The organism is Corynebacterium sp. 335C (genome assembly GCF_053525695.1).
Genome location: NZ_JASTTB010000001.1, coordinates 1,468,581 through 1,484,475, shown reverse-complemented (window position 1 = coordinate 1,484,475; position 15,895 = coordinate 1,468,581). Strand labels below are relative to the sequence as shown.

The window sequence follows — 15,895 nt, the reverse complement described above, 5'->3', positions numbered from 1 at the left end:
TCGTGACCTGCGAAAATGAGCCCACCCTGAATTTTCGCGAGCCTCCGGCGCCCTGAAAGGTAATGCACGTCACGCCCAACCGGAACCCCGCCGGACCCCGAGCGCCACGCCACGGCGCCGGGCCCGCCGGGGCGGCCGGAACGAGAGAGAGAAGGGGGCCGCAGCCCATGACCACGCCCATCCGCCAGGGTCTCTACGACCCTGCCAACGAGCACGACGCCTGCGGCGTCGCGTTCGTCGCGGACATGCACGGCCGCGCCAGCCGGAGCATCGTCGACCACGCCATCCGCGCGCTGGTGAACATCGACCACCGCGGCGCAGCCGGCGCCGAGAAGAACACCGGAGACGGAGCGGGCATCCTGCTCCAGGTCCCGGACTCCTTCTACCGCGCCGAGCTGTCCAAGGCCGGAGTGCTGCTGCCCGAGCCCGGCGCCTACGCGACCGGCATCGCCTTCCTCCCCAAGGCCCGCATGGCCACCCTCGACGCCATCCGCGCCGTCGAGGACATCTGCGCCGAGGAGGGCGTCGAGATCATCGCCTGGCGCGACGTGCCGGTCGACCCGTCCTCCCTCGGCGACATGGCCCGCGACGCCATGCCCGTGTTCAAGCAGCTGTTCGTCCGCGCCTCCGACCACGAGGGCAACCAGCTCACGGGCATCGGCCTCGACCGCAAGGTCTGGTTCGTCCGCAAGCGCTGCGAGCGCGAGCTCGGCGACCGCGGCGCCGGCGAGGGCGCCGGCGGCGACACCGTCTACTTCCCGTCCCTGTCGGCGCGCACCATCGTCTACAAGGGCATGCTGACGACGCCGCAGCTGGAGCGCTTCTACCTGGACCTGCAGCGCCCGGAGCTCACCTCCGCGCTCGCCATCGTCCACTCCCGCTTCTCCACGAACACCTTCCCGTCGTGGCCGCTCGCGCACCCGTACCGCATGGTCGCCCACAACGGCGAGATCAACACCGTCCGCGGCAACGAGAACTGGATGGGCGCCCGCGAGTCCCTCATCCGCTCCGAGGAGCTCGGCAACATCGACCGCGTCCTGCCGGTCTGCGACCCCGAGGGCTCCGACACCGCCCGCTTCGACGAGGCGCTCGAGCTCCTCCACCTCGGCGGCCGCTCCCTGCCGCACGCCGTCATGATGATGGTGCCGCAGGCCTGGGAGCACGACGAGTCCCTGGACCCCGAGGTCAAGGCGTTCTACGAGTACCACGCCTGCCTCATGGAGCCGTGGGACGGCCCCGCCGCCATCTGCTTCACCGACGGCACCCTCATCGGCGCCACCCTCGACCGCAACGGCCTGCGCCCGGGCCGCATCTGGGTCACCGACGAGGGCCTCGTCGTCATGGCCTCCGAGGCCGGCGTCCTCGACATCGCCCCGGAGCACGTCGTCCAGCGCACCCGCCTCCGCCCCGGCCGCATGTTCCTCGTGGACACCGCCGCCGGCCGCATCCTCGACGACGAGGAGATCAAGCGGAAGCTCGCCACCGACCACCCGTACTCCGAGTGGGTCGGCAACCAGCTGGTCGACCCCCGCGACATCCCGGAGACCCGCTACCAGTACATGCCGCACGAGCGCGCCGTGCTGCGCCAGCGCGTCTTCGGCATCACCGAGGAGGACGTCGACCTCATCATCCGCCCGATGGCGCTCGACGGCGCCGAGGCGATCGGCTCCATGGGCTCCGACACCCCCATCGCCGCGCTGTCCAACCGCCCGCGGATGCTGTTCGACTCCTTCGCCCAGCGCTTCGCGCAGGTCACCAACCCGCCGCTGGACTCCATCCGCGAGAAGTCCGTCACCAGCCTCTACACCCTCCTGGGCGCCGAGGCCGACGTGCTGAACCCGACGGAGGGCGCCGCCCGCCGCATCCGGCTGGACCACCCCATCCTCGACAACCACGACTTCCTGACGCTGCAGAACTGCGGCGAGCACGAGGGCTACGGCGACTTCCGCTCGGAGACCATCTCCGGCCTCTACCCGGTCGCCCAGGGCGGCCGCGGCCTGCGCAACGCCATCCGCCGCGTCCGCCGCGAGGTCTCCGAGGCCATCGACCGCGGCGCCTCCCTCATCATCCTGTCCGACCGCGAGTCCGACGAGTACAAGGCGCCGATCCCGTCGCTGCTGCTCACCTCCGCGGTCCACCACCACCTGGTGGAGGAGAAGACCCGCTCCCGCGCGTCCCTCATCATCGAGGCCGGCGACGCCCGCGAGGTCCACCACATGGCGATGCTGGTCAGCTTCGGCGCCGACGCCATCAACCCCTACATGGCCTTCGAGACCATCGACGAGCTGCGCATGAAGAACCAGCTCGGCGACCTCACCCTCGACGAGGCCTGCCGCAACTACTGCAAGGCGGCCTCCACCGGCCTGCTGAAGGTCATGTCCAAGATGGGCATCGCCGCCGTGCAGTCCTACCGCGGCGCCCAGCTCGCCGACGTCGTCGGCCTGGCCCAGGACTTCCTGGACGAGTACTTCCCCGGCACCACCTCCCCGCTGGAGGGCATCGGCCTGCCGGAGGTCGCCGAGGACGTCGAGGCCCGCCACCGCAGCGCCTTCCTGCCGCGCCCGGAGGAGCAGGCCCACCGCGACCTCGACCTCGGCGGCGAGTACAAGTGGCGCCGCGAGGGCGAGTACCACCTGTTCAACCCGGAGACCATCTTCAAGCTCCAGCACGCCACCCGCACGGGCCAGTACGCGGTGTTCCGCGACTACACCCGCAAGGTCGACGACCAGACCAAGCGCCTGGCGACGCTGCGCGGCCTGTTCGAGCTGCGCTCCGACCGCGCCCCGGTGCCGCTCGACGAGGTCGAGCCGGTCAGCGAGATCGTCAAGCGCTTCTCGACGGGCGCCATGTCCTACGGCTCCATCTCCGCCGAGGCCCACGAGACCCTCGCCATCGCCATGAACCGCCTCGGCGCCATGTCGAACTCCGGCGAGGGCGGCGAGGACCCGGCCCGCTTCGAGGTCGAGCCCAACGGCGACTGGCGCCGCTCCGCCATCAAGCAGGTGGCCTCCGGCCGCTTCGGCGTCACCAGCCACTACCTGTCCAACTGCACGGACATCCAGATCAAGATGGCGCAGGGCGCGAAGCCCGGCGAGGGCGGCCAGCTGCCGCCGCACAAGGTGTACCCGTGGGTCGCCGAGGTCCGCATCACGACCCCGGGCGTCGGCCTCATCTCCCCGCCGCCGCACCACGACATCTACTCCATCGAGGACCTGGCGCAGCTCATCTTCGACCTGAAGAACGCGAACCCGGGCGCCCGCATCCACGTGAAGCTCGTCTCCGAGCTCGGCGTCGGCACCGTCGCCGCCGGCGTCTCGAAGGCGCACGCCGACGTGGTGCTCATCTCCGGCCACGACGGCGGCACCGGCGCCTCCCCGCTGACGTCGCTGAAGCACGCCGGCGGCCCGTGGGAGCTCGGCCTCGCCGAGACCCAGCAGACCCTGATGCTCAACGGCCTGCGCGACCGCATCCGCGTCCAGTGCGACGGCCAGCTGAAGACCGGCCGCGACGTCATGGTCGCCATGCTGCTCGGCGCCGAGGAGTACGGCTTCGCCACCGCCCCGCTGGTGGTCGAGGGCTGCATCATGATGCGCGTCTGCCACCTGGACACCTGCCCCGTCGGCATCGCCACCCAGAACCCGGAGCTGCGCAAGCGGTACACGGGCCGGGCGGAGCACGTCGTCAACTTCTTCACCTTCATCGCCGAGGAGATCCGCGAGTACCTCGCGGAGCTGGGCTTCCGCAGCATCGACGAGGCCGTCGGCCACGTCGAGTGCCTCCGCCCGCGCGAGGACCTCGACGCGCTGCCGCGCGCCGCGAAGCTCAACCTCGACCGCATCCTCCACGCCGCGAAGTCCCCGTTCTTCCCGGACCAGGACCCGCGCTGCACGAAGGAGCAGGAGCACGGCCTCGAGGGCACCCTCGACAGCACGCTCATCGCGGACACCGCCGACCTCATCCGCTCCGCCGCCCGCGGCGAGACCCCGGAGCCGGTCGCGCTGGACTACCCGATCACCAACGTCGACCGCACCGTCGGCACGCGCCTCGGCCACGAGGTCACCCGCGCCACCGGCGCCGACGGCCTGCCCGACGGCACCATCACGGTCAACCTGACGGGCTCCGCCGGCAACTCCTTCGGCGCCTTCGTCCCGAAGGGCATCGACCTGCGCCTGGAGGGCGACGCCAACGATTTCGTCGGCAAGGGCCTCTCCGGCGGCCGCATCGTCGTCCGCCCGTCGAAGTCCGCCCCGCCGACCGCCGACGTCGCCCGCGACACCATCGCCGGCAACGTCCTCGGCTTCGGCGCCACCTCGGGCGAGATCTTCGTCCGCGGCACCGTCGGCGAGCGCTTCCTCGTCCGCAACTCCGGCTGCACCGCCGTCGTGGAGGGCATCGGCAACCACGGTTGCGAGTACATGACCGGCGGCCGCGCCGTCGTGCTCGGCCCGGTCGGCGAGAACTTCGGCGCCGGCATGTCCGGCGGCATCGCCTACCTGCTGGACGACAAGACGCTGGACAAGAAGGTCAACGCGGGCCTCGTCGACATGATGGAGCCCGCCGCCGACGAAATCGCCTGGCTGGACCAGCTCATCGCCCGCCACCGGGAGCTCACCGGCTCCGACGCGGACGTGACCGCCGACCGCATGGTCAAGGTCATGCCCCGCGACTACGCACGGGTCCTCGACGTCATCGAGCGCGCCGAGGCCACCGACCAGGACGTCAACGACGCGATCATGGAGGCTGTGAACAATGGCTGACCCCAAGGGATTCCTCAAGCACCGTCGCGAGGAGCCGGCGCACCGCCCCGTGCCGCTGCGGCTCATGGACTCGCGCGAGGTCTACGAGACGGCCCGCGAGGGCCTCATCGGCGAGCAGGCGAGCCGCTGCATGGACTGCGGCGTGCCCTTCTGCCACGCCGCCTGCCCGCTGGGCAACATCATCCCGGAGTGGAACGACCTGGTCCGCCAGGAGCGGTGGAAGGAGGCGTTCGACCGCCTCCACGCCACCAACAACTTCCCGGAGTGGACGGGCCGCCTGTGCCCGGCGCCGTGCGAGGGCGGCTGCGTCCTGGCCATCAACGACGACGCGGTGACCATCAAGAACATCGAGCTGGCCATCGCCGAGCGCGGCTTCGAGGAGAACTGGGTGCGACCCATCCCGGCCTCGTTCGACACCGGCCAGTCCGTCGCCGTCGTCGGCTCCGGCCCGGCGGGCCTCGCCGCCGCGCAGCAGCTGACCCGCGCCGGCCACGCCGTCACCGTCTTCGAGCGCGACGACCGCATCGGCGGCCTCATGCGCTACGGCGTGCCGGACTACAAGATGGAGGCCCGCTGGCTGGACCGCCGCCTGGAGCAGATGGAGGCCGAGGGCACCGTCTTCGTCACCGGCGTCTCGCCGAACGCGGCGCAGTTGGCGGAGTTCGACGCGGTCGTCCTGGCCACCGGCGCCCCGGTGCCGCGCGACCTGCCGGTCGACGGCCGCGACCTGGACGGCGTGCACCAGGCGATGGAGTACCTGCCGCAGGAGAACCGCCGCGTCGCCGGCGACTACGGCGGCGAGGGCCGCCCGGAGATCGACGCCCGCGGCAAGAAGGTCGTCGTCATCGGCGGCGGCGACACGGGCATCGACTGCTTCGGCACCGCCCTGCGCCAGGGCGCGGCGTCGGTGACGCAGCTGGACATCCGCCCGCGCGCCCCGAAGTCCCGCGCCGCGTCGACCCCGTGGCCGATGCACCCGCTGAAGTGGCGCGTCGCCACGGCCCACGAGGAGGGCGAGTACGTCGTCGACGGCTCGGAGACCGCCGAGCAGGTGGAGGCCCTGGGCCTGTCCGCCCGCACGGAGGGCGCGACGCTGGGCAACCGCGTGTTCAGCGCGAACACGGTGTCGTTCCACGGCGAGGACGGCCGCGTGACCGGCCTGTCCGCCAACGAGGTCGCCGTCGTCGACGGCCGCCGCGTCCCGGTGGAGGACACGGACTTCGAGCTGGAGGCGGACCTGGTGCTCATCGCGCTGGGCTTCACCGGTGCGGAGCGCGGCGGCCTGGCGCACGAGCTGGGCCTGCGCTTCGACGAGCGCGGCCGCATGGTGCGCGACGGCGACTACCGCGCGCAGACGGGCGCGGCGCCGGATCGCTCCGGCCGCCCGACCGCCGGCTTCGATCGCCCGGTGTTCGTCGCAGGCGACAACGGCCGCGGCGCGTCCCTCATCGTGTGGGCCATCGCAGAGGGCCGCGCGTGCGCGGAGGCCGTCGACCGCCACCTGATGGGCGAGTCGAACCTGCCGCGCGCGGTCGAACCCGAAGACCAGCCGATCGGCGTGTAGCGCGGAGGGCGGGGCGGCGCCGGGCGTGACAATTCGGCGCCGCACCGCCGCCCCCGCCGCGCACCGCGCATCGGCGCGGTACGGGGCGTTCCGGGAAGCCTTCCCGGGACGCCCCGTTTCCGTATACTCGGGCCCATGATCATGACGACCACGCAGTCCGTCCAGGGCCGGGACATCGACCAGTACCTCCGCATCGTGTCGTCCGAGGCGATCTCGGGCGTGAACCTCTTCAAGGACTTCGGCGCGGGCATCCGCAACCTCGTCGGCGGCCGTGCGGGGACGTACGAGCGAGAGCTGGCGAACACGCGCGAGGAGGCGCTGCGCGAGATCTACGAGCGCGCGCAGCAGATGGGCGCCCATGCCGTCGTGGGCGTGGACATCGACTACGAGGTGCTGGGCGCCGACAACGGCATGCTCATGGTGTCCGTGTCGGGCACCGCGGTGACGCTGAAGTAGCTGGCCGCGCTCCGCGCGCGGTGCCCGCACTCCGCGTGGCGGCGTCCCCCGTCCGCGCCGGGTCGCCGGCGCGCGCGGGGGTTCGCGCATGCGCGGGGTGCGCGTTCGCGTGACGACGGGACCCGCGCGGCATCGTGCCGTCGTTCGCGTGACGACGGTCCCCGCCCGGCGCCCGTCACCACCAGTAGACGGGGTACTCCAGCCGGCGGGAGCGGACGGCGGCCCAGCCGCAGGCGACGACGAGGACGGCGCCGGCGCCGACCATGAGGAGGTCGTGGAGCGGGGCGGCCGTCGGCAGCCACACCAGGGACAGCGCGGTGGCGGTGGCGGGGGAGTGGGCGCACCGCAGCGCGAGCATGAGCCCGAACGTCAGGGCGGCGGCGACGCCCCCGGCGGTGAGCGATCCGGGCCAGGCGAGCGACAGCGCCCAGCCGACCCCGAAGCCGATGAGGTGGCCGAGCACGACGTTGCGCGGCTGCGACAGGGGCAGTTCGGGGGCGCCGACGATGAGGGCCATCGACGCGCCGAGGGAGGGGATGAGCAGGTGGTCGGCGGAGGTGTCGGCGAGCAGGCCGATGAGGGCGAGGCCCGCGGCCAGGAGCGACGTCGCGGCGAGGATGTGGCGGACCGGCGGCCGCTCCGGCGCGCGGGAGCGCAGGGGCCGGGCGAAGCCGGCGAGGCCGCGGCCGATTCCGCGCAGCGACGGAACCCCGCGCATCCCGCCGGGCGCGTGGGTGCGGCCGGGGGCGGCGTCGGCGGAGGGCTGCGCGGTCATCGGTGATTCTCCTTCGTGGTTCCGGGCGAGGCTACGCCCGTTCGCCGGGCGGCGGCGGGCCGGGGGCGGCCCGGGGGCGGCCCGGGGGAGGGGCCGGCGCCGGACGGCTGCGGGGTCGGTCGGGCGGGGCCGGTGCGGCGGCGACCGCGAGGGGGTCGGCGTGCAGGGCGTCGAGCGCGACGGCCGCGGCGGCGTCGCGGGTGATGCGGCCGCGGGCGCGGGAGACGCGGACGTCGCGGCGCACCGGGGAGTGGCGGTGCAGGGCCGCGGCGACGTGCCGCAGGGCGCCCGGGTCGTCGGTGAACGCGGCCCCGGCGAGGATGACGCGGCCGGGATCGACCACGTCGGCGACCAGCGCGACGGCGCGGCCGAGGGGCCCGCGCACCCGGGTCTCGTGGAGGACCAGCCCCGCCGGCGAGCCGGGCAGGCTCAGGCGGGGGATCGGGCGGCGGGGCATGCGCACATGGTCATATAGACAGAGCTGTCTGTCAACTGGCGGGCGGAGGCCCGCACCCGCCGCCGTGCGGGCCGCGCCGGCCGCGCGGGATCGCCCCGCCCGGTCCGCGGCGGGGTGTGGGACACTGTCCCCATGGCATATGACGTGGCGATCCGGGACGACGAGATCCGGCTGGGGCAGTTCGTGAAGCTCGCGAACCTGGCCGAGACCGGCGGGCTGGCGAAGGAGCTCATCGCCGAGGGGCAGGTGACGGTCAACGGCGAGACGGAGACCCGCCGCGGCCGGCAGCTGCGGCCGGGCGACGTCGTCGGCCTCGCCGGCGTGGAGGCGCGCGTCGCCGCCGCGGACGAGGCGGAGGACGACTACTTCGACGAGGCGACCGCCGACGACGACTTCGACTACGAGAAGTGGAGGAACATGTAATGCCCGCCTTCCCCGCGGAATTCGGCATGCCGGTGCGCGTCGACCTGGAGTCGTCGGCGCCGCGGACGTCCGAGCGGTTCCTGCGCTCGGTCCTGGGCTGGCGCTTCGCCGGCGAGGGCGAGCGCGGCCGCGTCGCGCTGCTGCAGGGCATGCCCCTGGCGGCGGTGCAGCCCGCCGGCGACGGCGGCTCCCAGTGGCGCGTGTCCTTCCACGTCGACGACGTCGCCGGGGCGGTCGACCGCGCCCGGGAGCTCGGCGCGGAGGTCGCGCAGGAGCCGGTGACGCTTCCCGACGGCGCCGCCATGGCCATCGTCGCCGACCCGGGCGGCGCCCTGGTGGGGCTGCTCGGCCCGGCCGACGGACCGCGCCTCTACGTCGCCGGCGAGCCCGGCGCCCCCGTCTGGTTCGAGCTCATCGCCGGCCCCGGCGCCGACTTCGACGAGGTCGTGCGGTTCTACCACGAGCTATTCGGCTGGGAGATCGTCGTCCACGCCCGCGACGGCGGAGGCGGCTACGCCGTCGCCGTGGAGGAGGACGCCGCGTTCGCGGGCATCGCCGCGGGCGCCGGCGCCGCGGGCGAGGGCGCCGGCCGCGACTGGGCCGGCTGGCTCGCCTACCTGGGCGTCGAGGACCTGGCCGGCGCGGTGCGGAAGGCCGCCGACGCCGGCGGCGAGGTCATCGTCGAGCCGCAGCTGACGGACTTCGGCCCGTTGGCCACGGTCGCCGACCCCGCCGGCGCGGTGACCGTGCTGTGCGAGGTCCCGCCGCCGCCGGTGGAGGAGATCCACGAGTCCGACCCGCTGGAGGGCATCGACCTCTCGGAGTTCGGCTTCGGCCCGAAGGGCTGACGCCCGGGCCACCCCGCGCCCCCGCGCACGACGGCGCCCCGCGGCCATCCAGGTCGCGGGGCGCCGTCATGCGTCCGCGCCGCGGCTCAGCCCAGCCGGTTCGCGACCGCCCGCAGCACGGTCTCCGTGGTGCCGTGGCCGCCGAGGTCCGGCGTCAGCTCCGCCGGGTCGCCGTCGCGCAGCATCTCGCCGACCGCGGTGCGCAGCCGCGTGGCCGCGTCGACGTCGCCGACGTGGGTCCCGCACATCGCCGCCGACAGCAGGAACGCCGTCGGGTTGGCGATGCCGCGGCCGGCGATGTCCGGCGCCGAGCCGTGGACGGGCTCGAACATGGCGGGGCCGTCGCCGTGGTTGGCGGACGGGGTGACGCCCATGCCGCCGCCGAGGCCCGCGCCGAGGTCGGAGAGGATGTCGCCGATGAGGTTCTCCGCCGCCACGACGTCCAGCGACTCCGGGTCGGCGGCCATGCGCATGGCGACGGCGTCGGCGTTGCCCATGACGAAGTCGACGTCGTCGAACTCCGCGGCGGCCGCCTCCATCGCCGCCCGCACGATCTCGCCGGTGGCCTGCATGATGTTCGGCTTGTCGGCGACGGTGACGTGGCCGCGGGAGCGGCGCGCCAGCCGGCCGCAGGTGCGCAGGAGGCGCCGCCACGCGAAGCCCGTCGTCACGCGCAGCGCGACGGCGACGTCGGACGGGTCGGACTGGCGGACGGTGGGGTCGTCGCCGATGACGTCGCGCAGGTCGCCGAGATGCCCCGCGTCGAGGTCGTGGACGTAGGTGCCCTCGGTGTTCTCGCGGACGACGGTGACGTCGACGCGCCCCGTCGGGTCGACGGTCGGGCGGACGTTGGCGTACAGGTCCAGCTCGCGGCGCAGCTGCACGACGGGGGAGCGGTACTGCAGGCCCTTCCCCTGCAGGGAGGGCACGAGCTCCAGCTCCGCCTCGCGGGCGGGCTTGGAGGTGATGGCGCCGACGAGCAGCGCGTCGGAGGCCCGCGCGAGCTCCCACGACTCGGGCGGGACGGCGTCGCCGCCGGAGCACCAGCAGTCCCAGCCGATGCGGCCCTCCGTGATCTCCCACCCCGGGAACAGCTCGCGGAGCAGGGGCAGGGAGCCGTAGGCGACCTCCTGGCCGATGCCGTTGCCGGGGAACAGGGCGATGCGGGGGGCGGCGTTCGTCTCGCTCATGCCCCCGATGCTAGGGGCGCCCGCCCGGTCGCCGCCCGGCCGGCGTCCCCGCCCGGCCCCGGACGGGGGCGGGAGGGCGCGGGGTCGCCGTCGTCACGCATCACCCGCGTTGCGCATGCCGCGTGACGACGGCGACCGCCCGCGGCCCGGGCGTCACCAGATGGCGACGCGGTCGGCGGGGTCGCGCCACATGCCGTCGCCCGGCTCCACGCCGAACGCGGCGTGGAACTCGTCGATGTTGGAGGCGGTCTCGTTGCAGCGGAACTCCGCCGGCGAGTGCGGGTCGACGGCCAGCAGCTGCGCCGCCGCCTCCGGGCGGATGGCCAGGCGCCACGCCGTCGCCCACGACAGGAACAGGTCCCGGTAGGCCTCCGGCACGTCCTCCTCGCCGTGGTCGGCGAGCCACAGGCGGTAGGCGGCGACGGTGATGCCCAGGCCGCCGAGGTCGCCGATGTTCTCGCCGAGGGTGAAGCGCCCGTTGACGCCCGCATCGGTCCTCCCGGCCTCGCGCAGCACCGACGGCACGAGGCCCTCGTACTGGTCGACCAGCTTCGCGGTGAGGCCCTCGAACGCCGCCCGGTCCTCGTCGGTCCACCACTGGCGCAGGTCGCCGTGGCCGTCGTACTGCGAGCCCTGGTCATCGAAGCCGTGGCCGATCTCGTGGCCGATGACCGCGCCGATCGCGCCGAAGTTCGCCGCCGCGCCGCCGTCCGGGTCGAAGAACGGCGGCTGCAGGATGGCGGCGGGGAAGCAGATGTCGTTGAAGACGGGGTTGTAGTACGCGTTCACCGTCTGCGGGGTCATGTGCCATTCGCCGGCGTCGGCCGGCGCGCCGAGCTTGCCGACCTCGTGGTCGTGGTTGAACGCCGCCGTCGCACGCGCGTTGGCCAGCAGATCGTCGCCGACCTCCAGCGCCGAGTAGTCGCGCCACTCGTCCGGGTAGCCGATCTTCGGGGTGAACATGCCGAGCTTCTCCAGCGCCCGTTCCCGCGTCTCCTCTGTCATCCAGCCCAGGGCGCCGATGCGCTCCCGGTAGGCGCGGATGAGGTAGTCCACCAGCTCCTCCATCCGGGCCTTGTGCTCCGGCGGGAAGTGGCGCTCCACGTAGCGGCGGCCGACGTCCATGCCGACGGCGCCCTCGACGAACGCGACGCCCCGCTTCCACCGGTCGCGCAGCGACTCCACGCCGGTGAGGGTGCGGCCGTAGAACTCGAAGTCGGACTGGACGAACGCGTCCGGCAGCAGGCCCGCGCGGGCGTGCAGCACGCGCCACAGCGCCCACAGGCGCAGGTCCTCCAGGTCCGCGTCGTTCCACAGCTGCGCCCAGTGCTCCAGGTAGGACGGCTGGTTGACGTTGATGCGCCCGGCGGCCTCCGCCTCCACGCCCATCTCCGCGAACCAGCGGGCCCACGGGAAGCCGGACGGCAGGTCGGCGACGGCGGTCGGGTTGGTGGTCTTCAGCGCGTCGCGGCTGGCGACGACGTCCCAGTGGCCCGCCGCGATGCGGGTCTCCAGGTCGACGACCCGGCGGGCGGCGTCGGCGACGTCGCCCAGGTCGAAGGCGTCCGCGATGTCGGAGCCGGCGAAGTCGTTCGCCGCCACCGTCGCGTCCTCGAACACGGCGAACATGTCCGCCACGTGCTCCCGGTAGGCGGCCAGCGTCTCCGCGTGGCCCTCCTCCCGGTAGTACGCCTCGTTCGGCAGGCCCAGGCCGGACTGCAGGAGGTAGAGCACCGCGTCCGGGCCGTCCGGGCCCTTCTCGACGAAGAACCCGGCCGGGCCCGTCACGCCCGTCCGGTCGAGGCGGCCGAGCGCCAGGGCCAGCGCGTCGCGGTCCTCCGCCGCGGCGACGTCCGCCAGGTCCGGGGCGAGCGCGTCGACGCCGGCGGCCTCCACCGCCGCCTCGTCCATGAAGGACGCGTACAGGCGGCCGATGCGGCTGCCCGGATCCTCCTCCGCGATGTCGGCGATGAGGTCGCGGACGTCCTCCTCCGCCCGGTCGCGCAGGGCGTGGAAGGCGCCGTCCATCGGGCGGTCGGACGGGATCTCGTGGGAGTCGATCCACTCCCCGTTGACGTGGCGGTACAGGTCCTCGGCGGGCGACGGGGCCGGCTGCGCGGCGGCCGGCCGGGCGGAGTCGTCGTGGGCTGGGTTCCGGGCGTCGTTCATGGGCCACAGTGTAGGGACGGACCCGACACGGCGCGGGGCGCCCGCCTCCGCCCCCGGGCGCGCGCCCGGCCTCGCCGGCGGCCGCGCCCGTCCGCGGTCCGCCCCTCCCGCGTTCGCGGCCGTCCGAGCCCCGCCCCGCCCGCGCTCCTCCCGCGGTCCGCCGGCGGATGCGCCGCCGCCCGCATGCCCGATCGGGCACTGCGGGGGTGGAATCGCGGGGGTAGATGGTGAGGGATCGTCACGTCCGCGTCTCCGCTGGCAGAATCGGCGTTCATGACCGATGCGGATACCCGGGCGGGATGGCGGCCTGTCGCCGTCGTCGTCCTGCTGGCCGCGCTCGCGGCCCTCATCCCCCATGCGGTGGCCGCGGCCACCGGCGGCGGCGACGCCGTCCACGAGACCACCTCCACCGTCGCCCTCGGCGGCGACAACTCGTCGTGGACCGCGTCGTATCCGGCGCGCCCCGAGGGCGCGCAGTGCGACCGCGTGTCGTCCGCGACCATCGGCGCCCGCGAGTTCCGCTGCAAGGACACGGGCGTGACCGTCACGACGATGGGCAAGTCCGGCGTCGCCGACCCGGCCGGGCAGGGCGGGGAGGGGCAGCCGGCCGACGCCGAGGCCGTCGCCGTCATCCTGTCCGGCCCCGAGAAGGGGATCGCCGCGGAGGCCGACCACCTCCTGTCCACCGTCAAGGCCGACCCGAAGGAGGAGGGCCGATGAGCTCCGCCACCGTCGTCCGGGAGCCCGCCGTCACCCCGGCGCAGCCGTCCCGGACCAACGTCCTCGCCCTCGTCCTCGTCGTCGCCGCGACGCTCGTGGGCCTGGGCTTCTCCGCCATCACGTTCCTGCCGATGATCCGCCTGACCCCGATGGCGGTCCTCGGCGGCGTGGCCATCACCGCCGCGGTCACCGCGATCGTGTGGTTCCTCATGACCCGCTCCGTGCTGTGGACCCCTATGGGGTGGCGGCCGATCGTGCCGTTCCTGTGGGGCGGCTTCGCCTCCATGACGATGGTGCTGGCCGCGGGCGACGCGACCACCGCCGCCGTCGCGAACCTCGGCTGGGCCGACGCGGAGTACGCGTTCGGCGGCGCGTGGCCGGAGGAGGTCGGCAAGCTCGCCGGCGTCGCGCTCATCCTGCTGGTGTTCGGCGCCCGCTGGCACCGCCCGTGGGACGGCCTGCTGTGCGGCATCCTCGTCGGCCTCGGCTTCGAGCTGGTGGAGACGGTGCAGTACGCCGCCGTCGGCGCCGTCGACGACCCGAACTCCGACCTCGCCGGCTTCCTGGGCACGTGGCTCGCCCGCGGCGTCGCGTTCCCGGGCCTGCACGTGTTCTTCACGGGCCTGGCCGGCTGGGCGCTGGGCATGGCGATGCTCGCGCAGGGCTGGACGCGCGGCCGCCGCATCGGCGTCGCCGCCGCGGGCTTCGTCACCGCCTTCGTCATCCACTTCCCGTGGAACTACGAGTGGTCCGACGCCGCCGGCGTCATCGTCCACGTCGTCCTGTGGGTGCTGGCCGCCGGCCTGCTCGCCTGGGCGTGGGTGCGCACCGCGCGCCTCGTGCGCGCCGCCCGCGAGGCGGAGGCCCCCGCCTCCGCGTGACCCCGTCCGCTCCGGCGCCCCGCGTCCCGTCCCCGGGATGCGGGGCGCTTCCGCGTGCCGGGCGCGTGCGCTGCGCCGACGTGACGACTGTTGCTCGTGTGAAAAGTGTGACTAATGGGGCTGGAGATGTATGGTTGTCGGCATGTCCCGACGCGCAGCACGACACCGGACCGGCATCGCGGCCGCCGCCACCGCCATGACCCTGGCGTTCACCGGCATGGCCGTCCCCGCCCAGGCGTTCACCGCCACCTCCCCCGACGGCATCGACGTCTCCAAGTGGCAGCACACCCCGTCGACCGGCATCGACTGGGAGACCGTGGCCGACGCGGGCACGAAGTTCGCCATCATCAAGGCGACCGACGGCCACGCGCCCCTGTCGAAGCACTTCGAGGAGGACTCGAAGGGCGCCCACGAGGCGGGCCTCATCATCGGCGCGTACCACTACGGCCGCCCGACCAAGGACCCCGTCAAGCAGGCCGACGAGTTCGTGAAGGCCCTGGAGCTGCAGCCCGAGGGCGCCGCGAAGCTGCCCCCGGTGCTCGACATGGAGGTCGACGAGGGCCTGTCCGCGGAGAAGGTCTCCGACTGGGCGCAGAAGTTCCTCGACCGCGTCGAGGAGAAGACCGGCGAGAAGCCGATGATCTACACCTACCGCTGGTTCTGGCGGCAGCAGATGGCGAACACGGAGAAGTTCGCCGACTACCCGCTGTGGCTCGCCGCCTACCAGGACACCCCGCCGACCGACATCCCCGGCGGCTGGGACGAGGTCTCCGTCTGGCAGCGCTCCGGCTCCGGCCGCGTCGACGGCATCATCACCCCGGTCGACCTCAACACCTTCAACGGCTCCCAGGCCGACCTCGAGGCCTTCGCCAAGGGCGACTCCGACGCCGCCGGCCGCGACTCCGGCGCGGGCCGCATCCCGGGCGCCGGCCGCGGCGGCGACGGCGCCGGCCAGCTGCCCGGCTCCTTCGACCCGTCCCAGCTGGACCCGGCCGACGAGGGCCGCCCGGTGCCGAACGACCCGGTGACCGTCGTCGACGGCGACGGCGACTCCGGCACCACCAACGACGCCGGCCGCGTCGACACGCCCGAGGGCGTCGACGAGCCCGACACGATCGGCGGCTCCCCGGTGGTCTCCGACTCCCTGCTGGAGCTCATCCTCTCCCTCATCGAGGGCTCCCTGTCCGCCTCCGCCCCGGCCGACGCCGCCGCGGAGGCCGGCCGCGACGCCGCCGGCGAGACCGCCGACGCCGGCCGCACCGAGGGCCTCGCCCACGGCCAGTCCCAGCTGCTCGCCGCCGTGCTCGGCGACGTCGTCCGCACCGAGACGATGGCCCAGCATGGCCCGGCGCCCGTCCGCGAGCTCTCCGCCCGCGACGTCGCCGAGCTCATCGCGACGCTCGAGGACATGGCGGCCGCCGCCTCCGGCTCCTCCGTCGACGGCGAGGATGCGGTGCCGGTGACGCTCTCCGACGTCATCGCCGCCCTCAACTCCGTCGGCCGCTAGACGGCCGGCGACCGGCCCCGGCGCGCCGCCGGGGCCCGCGCATGCGGAGGGGAAGCCGCATGCGCGCGAACGGGCCCGCCCCCGGACGACGCCCGCGCGCGCCGCGCGCGGACCGGGGACGACGACGGGGCCCGGCCGCGGCGGGGAA

12 protein-coding genes are annotated in these 15,895 nt (G+C 74.1%); 8 read left to right on the top strand and 4 right to left on the bottom strand.

Annotated features, from left to right (window positions below):
* Nucleotides 1-167 precede the first annotated feature (167 nt).
* From gltB to QQS41_RS06455, 3 genes are all read left to right on the top strand, one after another.
* Nucleotides 168-4,757: a glutamate synthase large subunit gene (gene gltB, locus QQS41_RS06465; RefSeq protein WP_448851816.1), complete on the top strand. Its 4,590-nt coding sequence runs from the start codon at nt 168-170 to the stop codon at nt 4,755-4,757.
* Nucleotides 4,750-6,321 (top strand): glutamate synthase subunit beta, encoded by a 1,572-nt coding sequence (locus QQS41_RS06460; protein ID WP_448851815.1) that lies wholly within the window; start codon nt 4,750-4,752, stop codon nt 6,319-6,321. Before gltB ends, QQS41_RS06460 begins: the two co-directional genes overlap by 8 nt.
* 135 nt (nt 6,322-6,456) lie before the next feature.
* On the top strand, nt 6,457-6,777 hold the full coding sequence (locus tag QQS41_RS06455) for a heavy metal-binding domain-containing protein (RefSeq protein WP_448851814.1): 321 nt from the start codon (nt 6,457-6,459) through the stop codon (nt 6,775-6,777).
* Between the two features lie 175 nt (nt 6,778-6,952).
* Here the strand turns inward: QQS41_RS06455 and QQS41_RS06450 are convergent, their stop codons facing one another.
* Together QQS41_RS06450 and QQS41_RS06445 are read right to left on the bottom strand one after the other, a co-directional pair.
* Nucleotides 6,953-7,552, bottom strand: a complete 600-nt coding sequence (locus tag QQS41_RS06450) for an HPP family protein (RefSeq protein WP_448851813.1) — start codon at nt 7,550-7,552, stop codon at nt 6,953-6,955.
* A 31-nt stretch (nt 7,553-7,583) separates the two neighbouring features.
* On the bottom strand, nt 7,584-8,009 hold the full coding sequence (locus QQS41_RS06445) for a hypothetical protein (RefSeq protein ID WP_448851812.1): 426 nt from the start codon (nt 8,007-8,009) through the stop codon (nt 7,584-7,586).
* A 132-nt stretch (nt 8,010-8,141) separates the two neighbouring features.
* Between QQS41_RS06445 and QQS41_RS06440 the strand changes: the two genes are divergently transcribed.
* The gene (locus tag QQS41_RS06440) at nt 8,142-8,432 is read left to right on the top strand and encodes an RNA-binding S4 domain-containing protein (protein WP_303143482.1); all 291 of its coding nucleotides are present in this window, start codon (nt 8,142-8,144) and stop codon (nt 8,430-8,432) included.
* On the top strand, nt 8,432-9,280 hold the full coding sequence (locus tag QQS41_RS06435; RefSeq protein ID WP_448851811.1) for a VOC family protein: 849 nt from the start codon (nt 8,432-8,434) through the stop codon (nt 9,278-9,280). The genes QQS41_RS06440 and QQS41_RS06435 overlap by 1 nt, the downstream gene beginning before the upstream one ends.
* Before the next feature lie 86 nt (nt 9,281-9,366).
* On the opposite strand, the gene QQS41_RS06430 is transcribed toward QQS41_RS06435, so the two are convergent.
* The gene (locus QQS41_RS06430) at nt 9,367-10,470 is read right to left on the bottom strand and encodes an isocitrate/isopropylmalate family dehydrogenase (protein ID WP_448851810.1); all 1,104 of its coding nucleotides are present in this window, start codon (nt 10,468-10,470) and stop codon (nt 9,367-9,369) included.
* A gap of 153 nt (nt 10,471-10,623) precedes the next feature.
* Nucleotides 10,624-12,639 (bottom strand): M13 family metallopeptidase, encoded by a 2,016-nt coding sequence (locus tag QQS41_RS06425; protein WP_448851809.1) that lies wholly within the window; start codon nt 12,637-12,639, stop codon nt 10,624-10,626.
* A gap of 273 nt (nt 12,640-12,912) precedes the next feature.
* On the opposite strand from QQS41_RS06425, the gene QQS41_RS06420 reads away from it, so the two are divergent.
* The 3 genes from QQS41_RS06420 to QQS41_RS06410 all read left to right on the top strand — a co-directional run bounded on the left by QQS41_RS06420 (nt 12,913) and on the right by QQS41_RS06410 (nt 15,747).
* Nucleotides 12,913-13,359 (top strand): hypothetical protein, encoded by a 447-nt coding sequence (locus QQS41_RS06420; protein WP_448851808.1) that lies wholly within the window; start codon nt 12,913-12,915, stop codon nt 13,357-13,359.
* Nucleotides 13,356-14,240 carry a PrsW family intramembrane metalloprotease gene (locus QQS41_RS06415; protein ID WP_448851807.1) on the top strand — a complete coding sequence of 295 codons (885 nt, stop codon included), beginning with the start codon at nt 13,356-13,358 and terminating at the stop codon, nt 14,238-14,240. Before QQS41_RS06420 ends, QQS41_RS06415 begins: the two co-directional genes overlap by 4 nt.
* A 142-nt stretch (nt 14,241-14,382) precedes the next feature.
* Nucleotides 14,383-15,747, top strand: a complete 1,365-nt coding sequence (locus QQS41_RS06410) for a glycoside hydrolase family 25 protein (protein WP_448851806.1) — start codon at nt 14,383-14,385, stop codon at nt 15,745-15,747.
* The last annotated feature ends 148 nt before the right edge of the window (nt 15,748-15,895 follow it).

Bases quoted from the DNA above. Each gene is read 5' to 3' on its own strand.
- gltB (WP_448851816.1), top strand. From the start codon at position 168: ATGACCACGCCCATCCGCCAGGGTCTCTACGACCCTGCCAACGAGCAC.
- QQS41_RS06460 (WP_448851815.1), top strand. From the start codon at position 4,750: ATGGCTGACCCCAAGGGATTCCTCAAGCACCGTCGCGAGGAGCCGGCG.
- QQS41_RS06455 (WP_448851814.1), top strand. From the start codon at position 6,457: ATGATCATGACGACCACGCAGTCCGTCCAGGGCCGGGACATCGACCAG.
- QQS41_RS06450 (WP_448851813.1), bottom strand. From the start codon at position 7,552: ATGACCGCGCAGCCCTCCGCCGACGCCGCCCCCGGCCGCACCCACGCG.
- QQS41_RS06445 (WP_448851812.1), bottom strand. From the start codon at position 8,009: ATGCCCCGCCGCCCGATCCCCCGCCTGAGCCTGCCCGGCTCGCCGGCG.
- QQS41_RS06440 (WP_303143482.1), top strand. From the start codon at position 8,142: ATGGCATATGACGTGGCGATCCGGGACGACGAGATCCGGCTGGGGCAG.
- QQS41_RS06435 (WP_448851811.1), top strand. From the start codon at position 8,432: ATGCCCGCCTTCCCCGCGGAATTCGGCATGCCGGTGCGCGTCGACCTG.
- QQS41_RS06430 (WP_448851810.1), bottom strand. From the start codon at position 10,470: ATGAGCGAGACGAACGCCGCCCCCCGCATCGCCCTGTTCCCCGGCAAC.
- QQS41_RS06425 (WP_448851809.1), bottom strand. From the start codon at position 12,639: ATGAACGACGCCCGGAACCCAGCCCACGACGACTCCGCCCGGCCGGCC.
- QQS41_RS06420 (WP_448851808.1), top strand. From the start codon at position 12,913: ATGACCGATGCGGATACCCGGGCGGGATGGCGGCCTGTCGCCGTCGTC.
- QQS41_RS06415 (WP_448851807.1), top strand. From the start codon at position 13,356: ATGAGCTCCGCCACCGTCGTCCGGGAGCCCGCCGTCACCCCGGCGCAG.
- QQS41_RS06410 (WP_448851806.1), top strand. From the start codon at position 14,383: ATGTCCCGACGCGCAGCACGACACCGGACCGGCATCGCGGCCGCCGCC.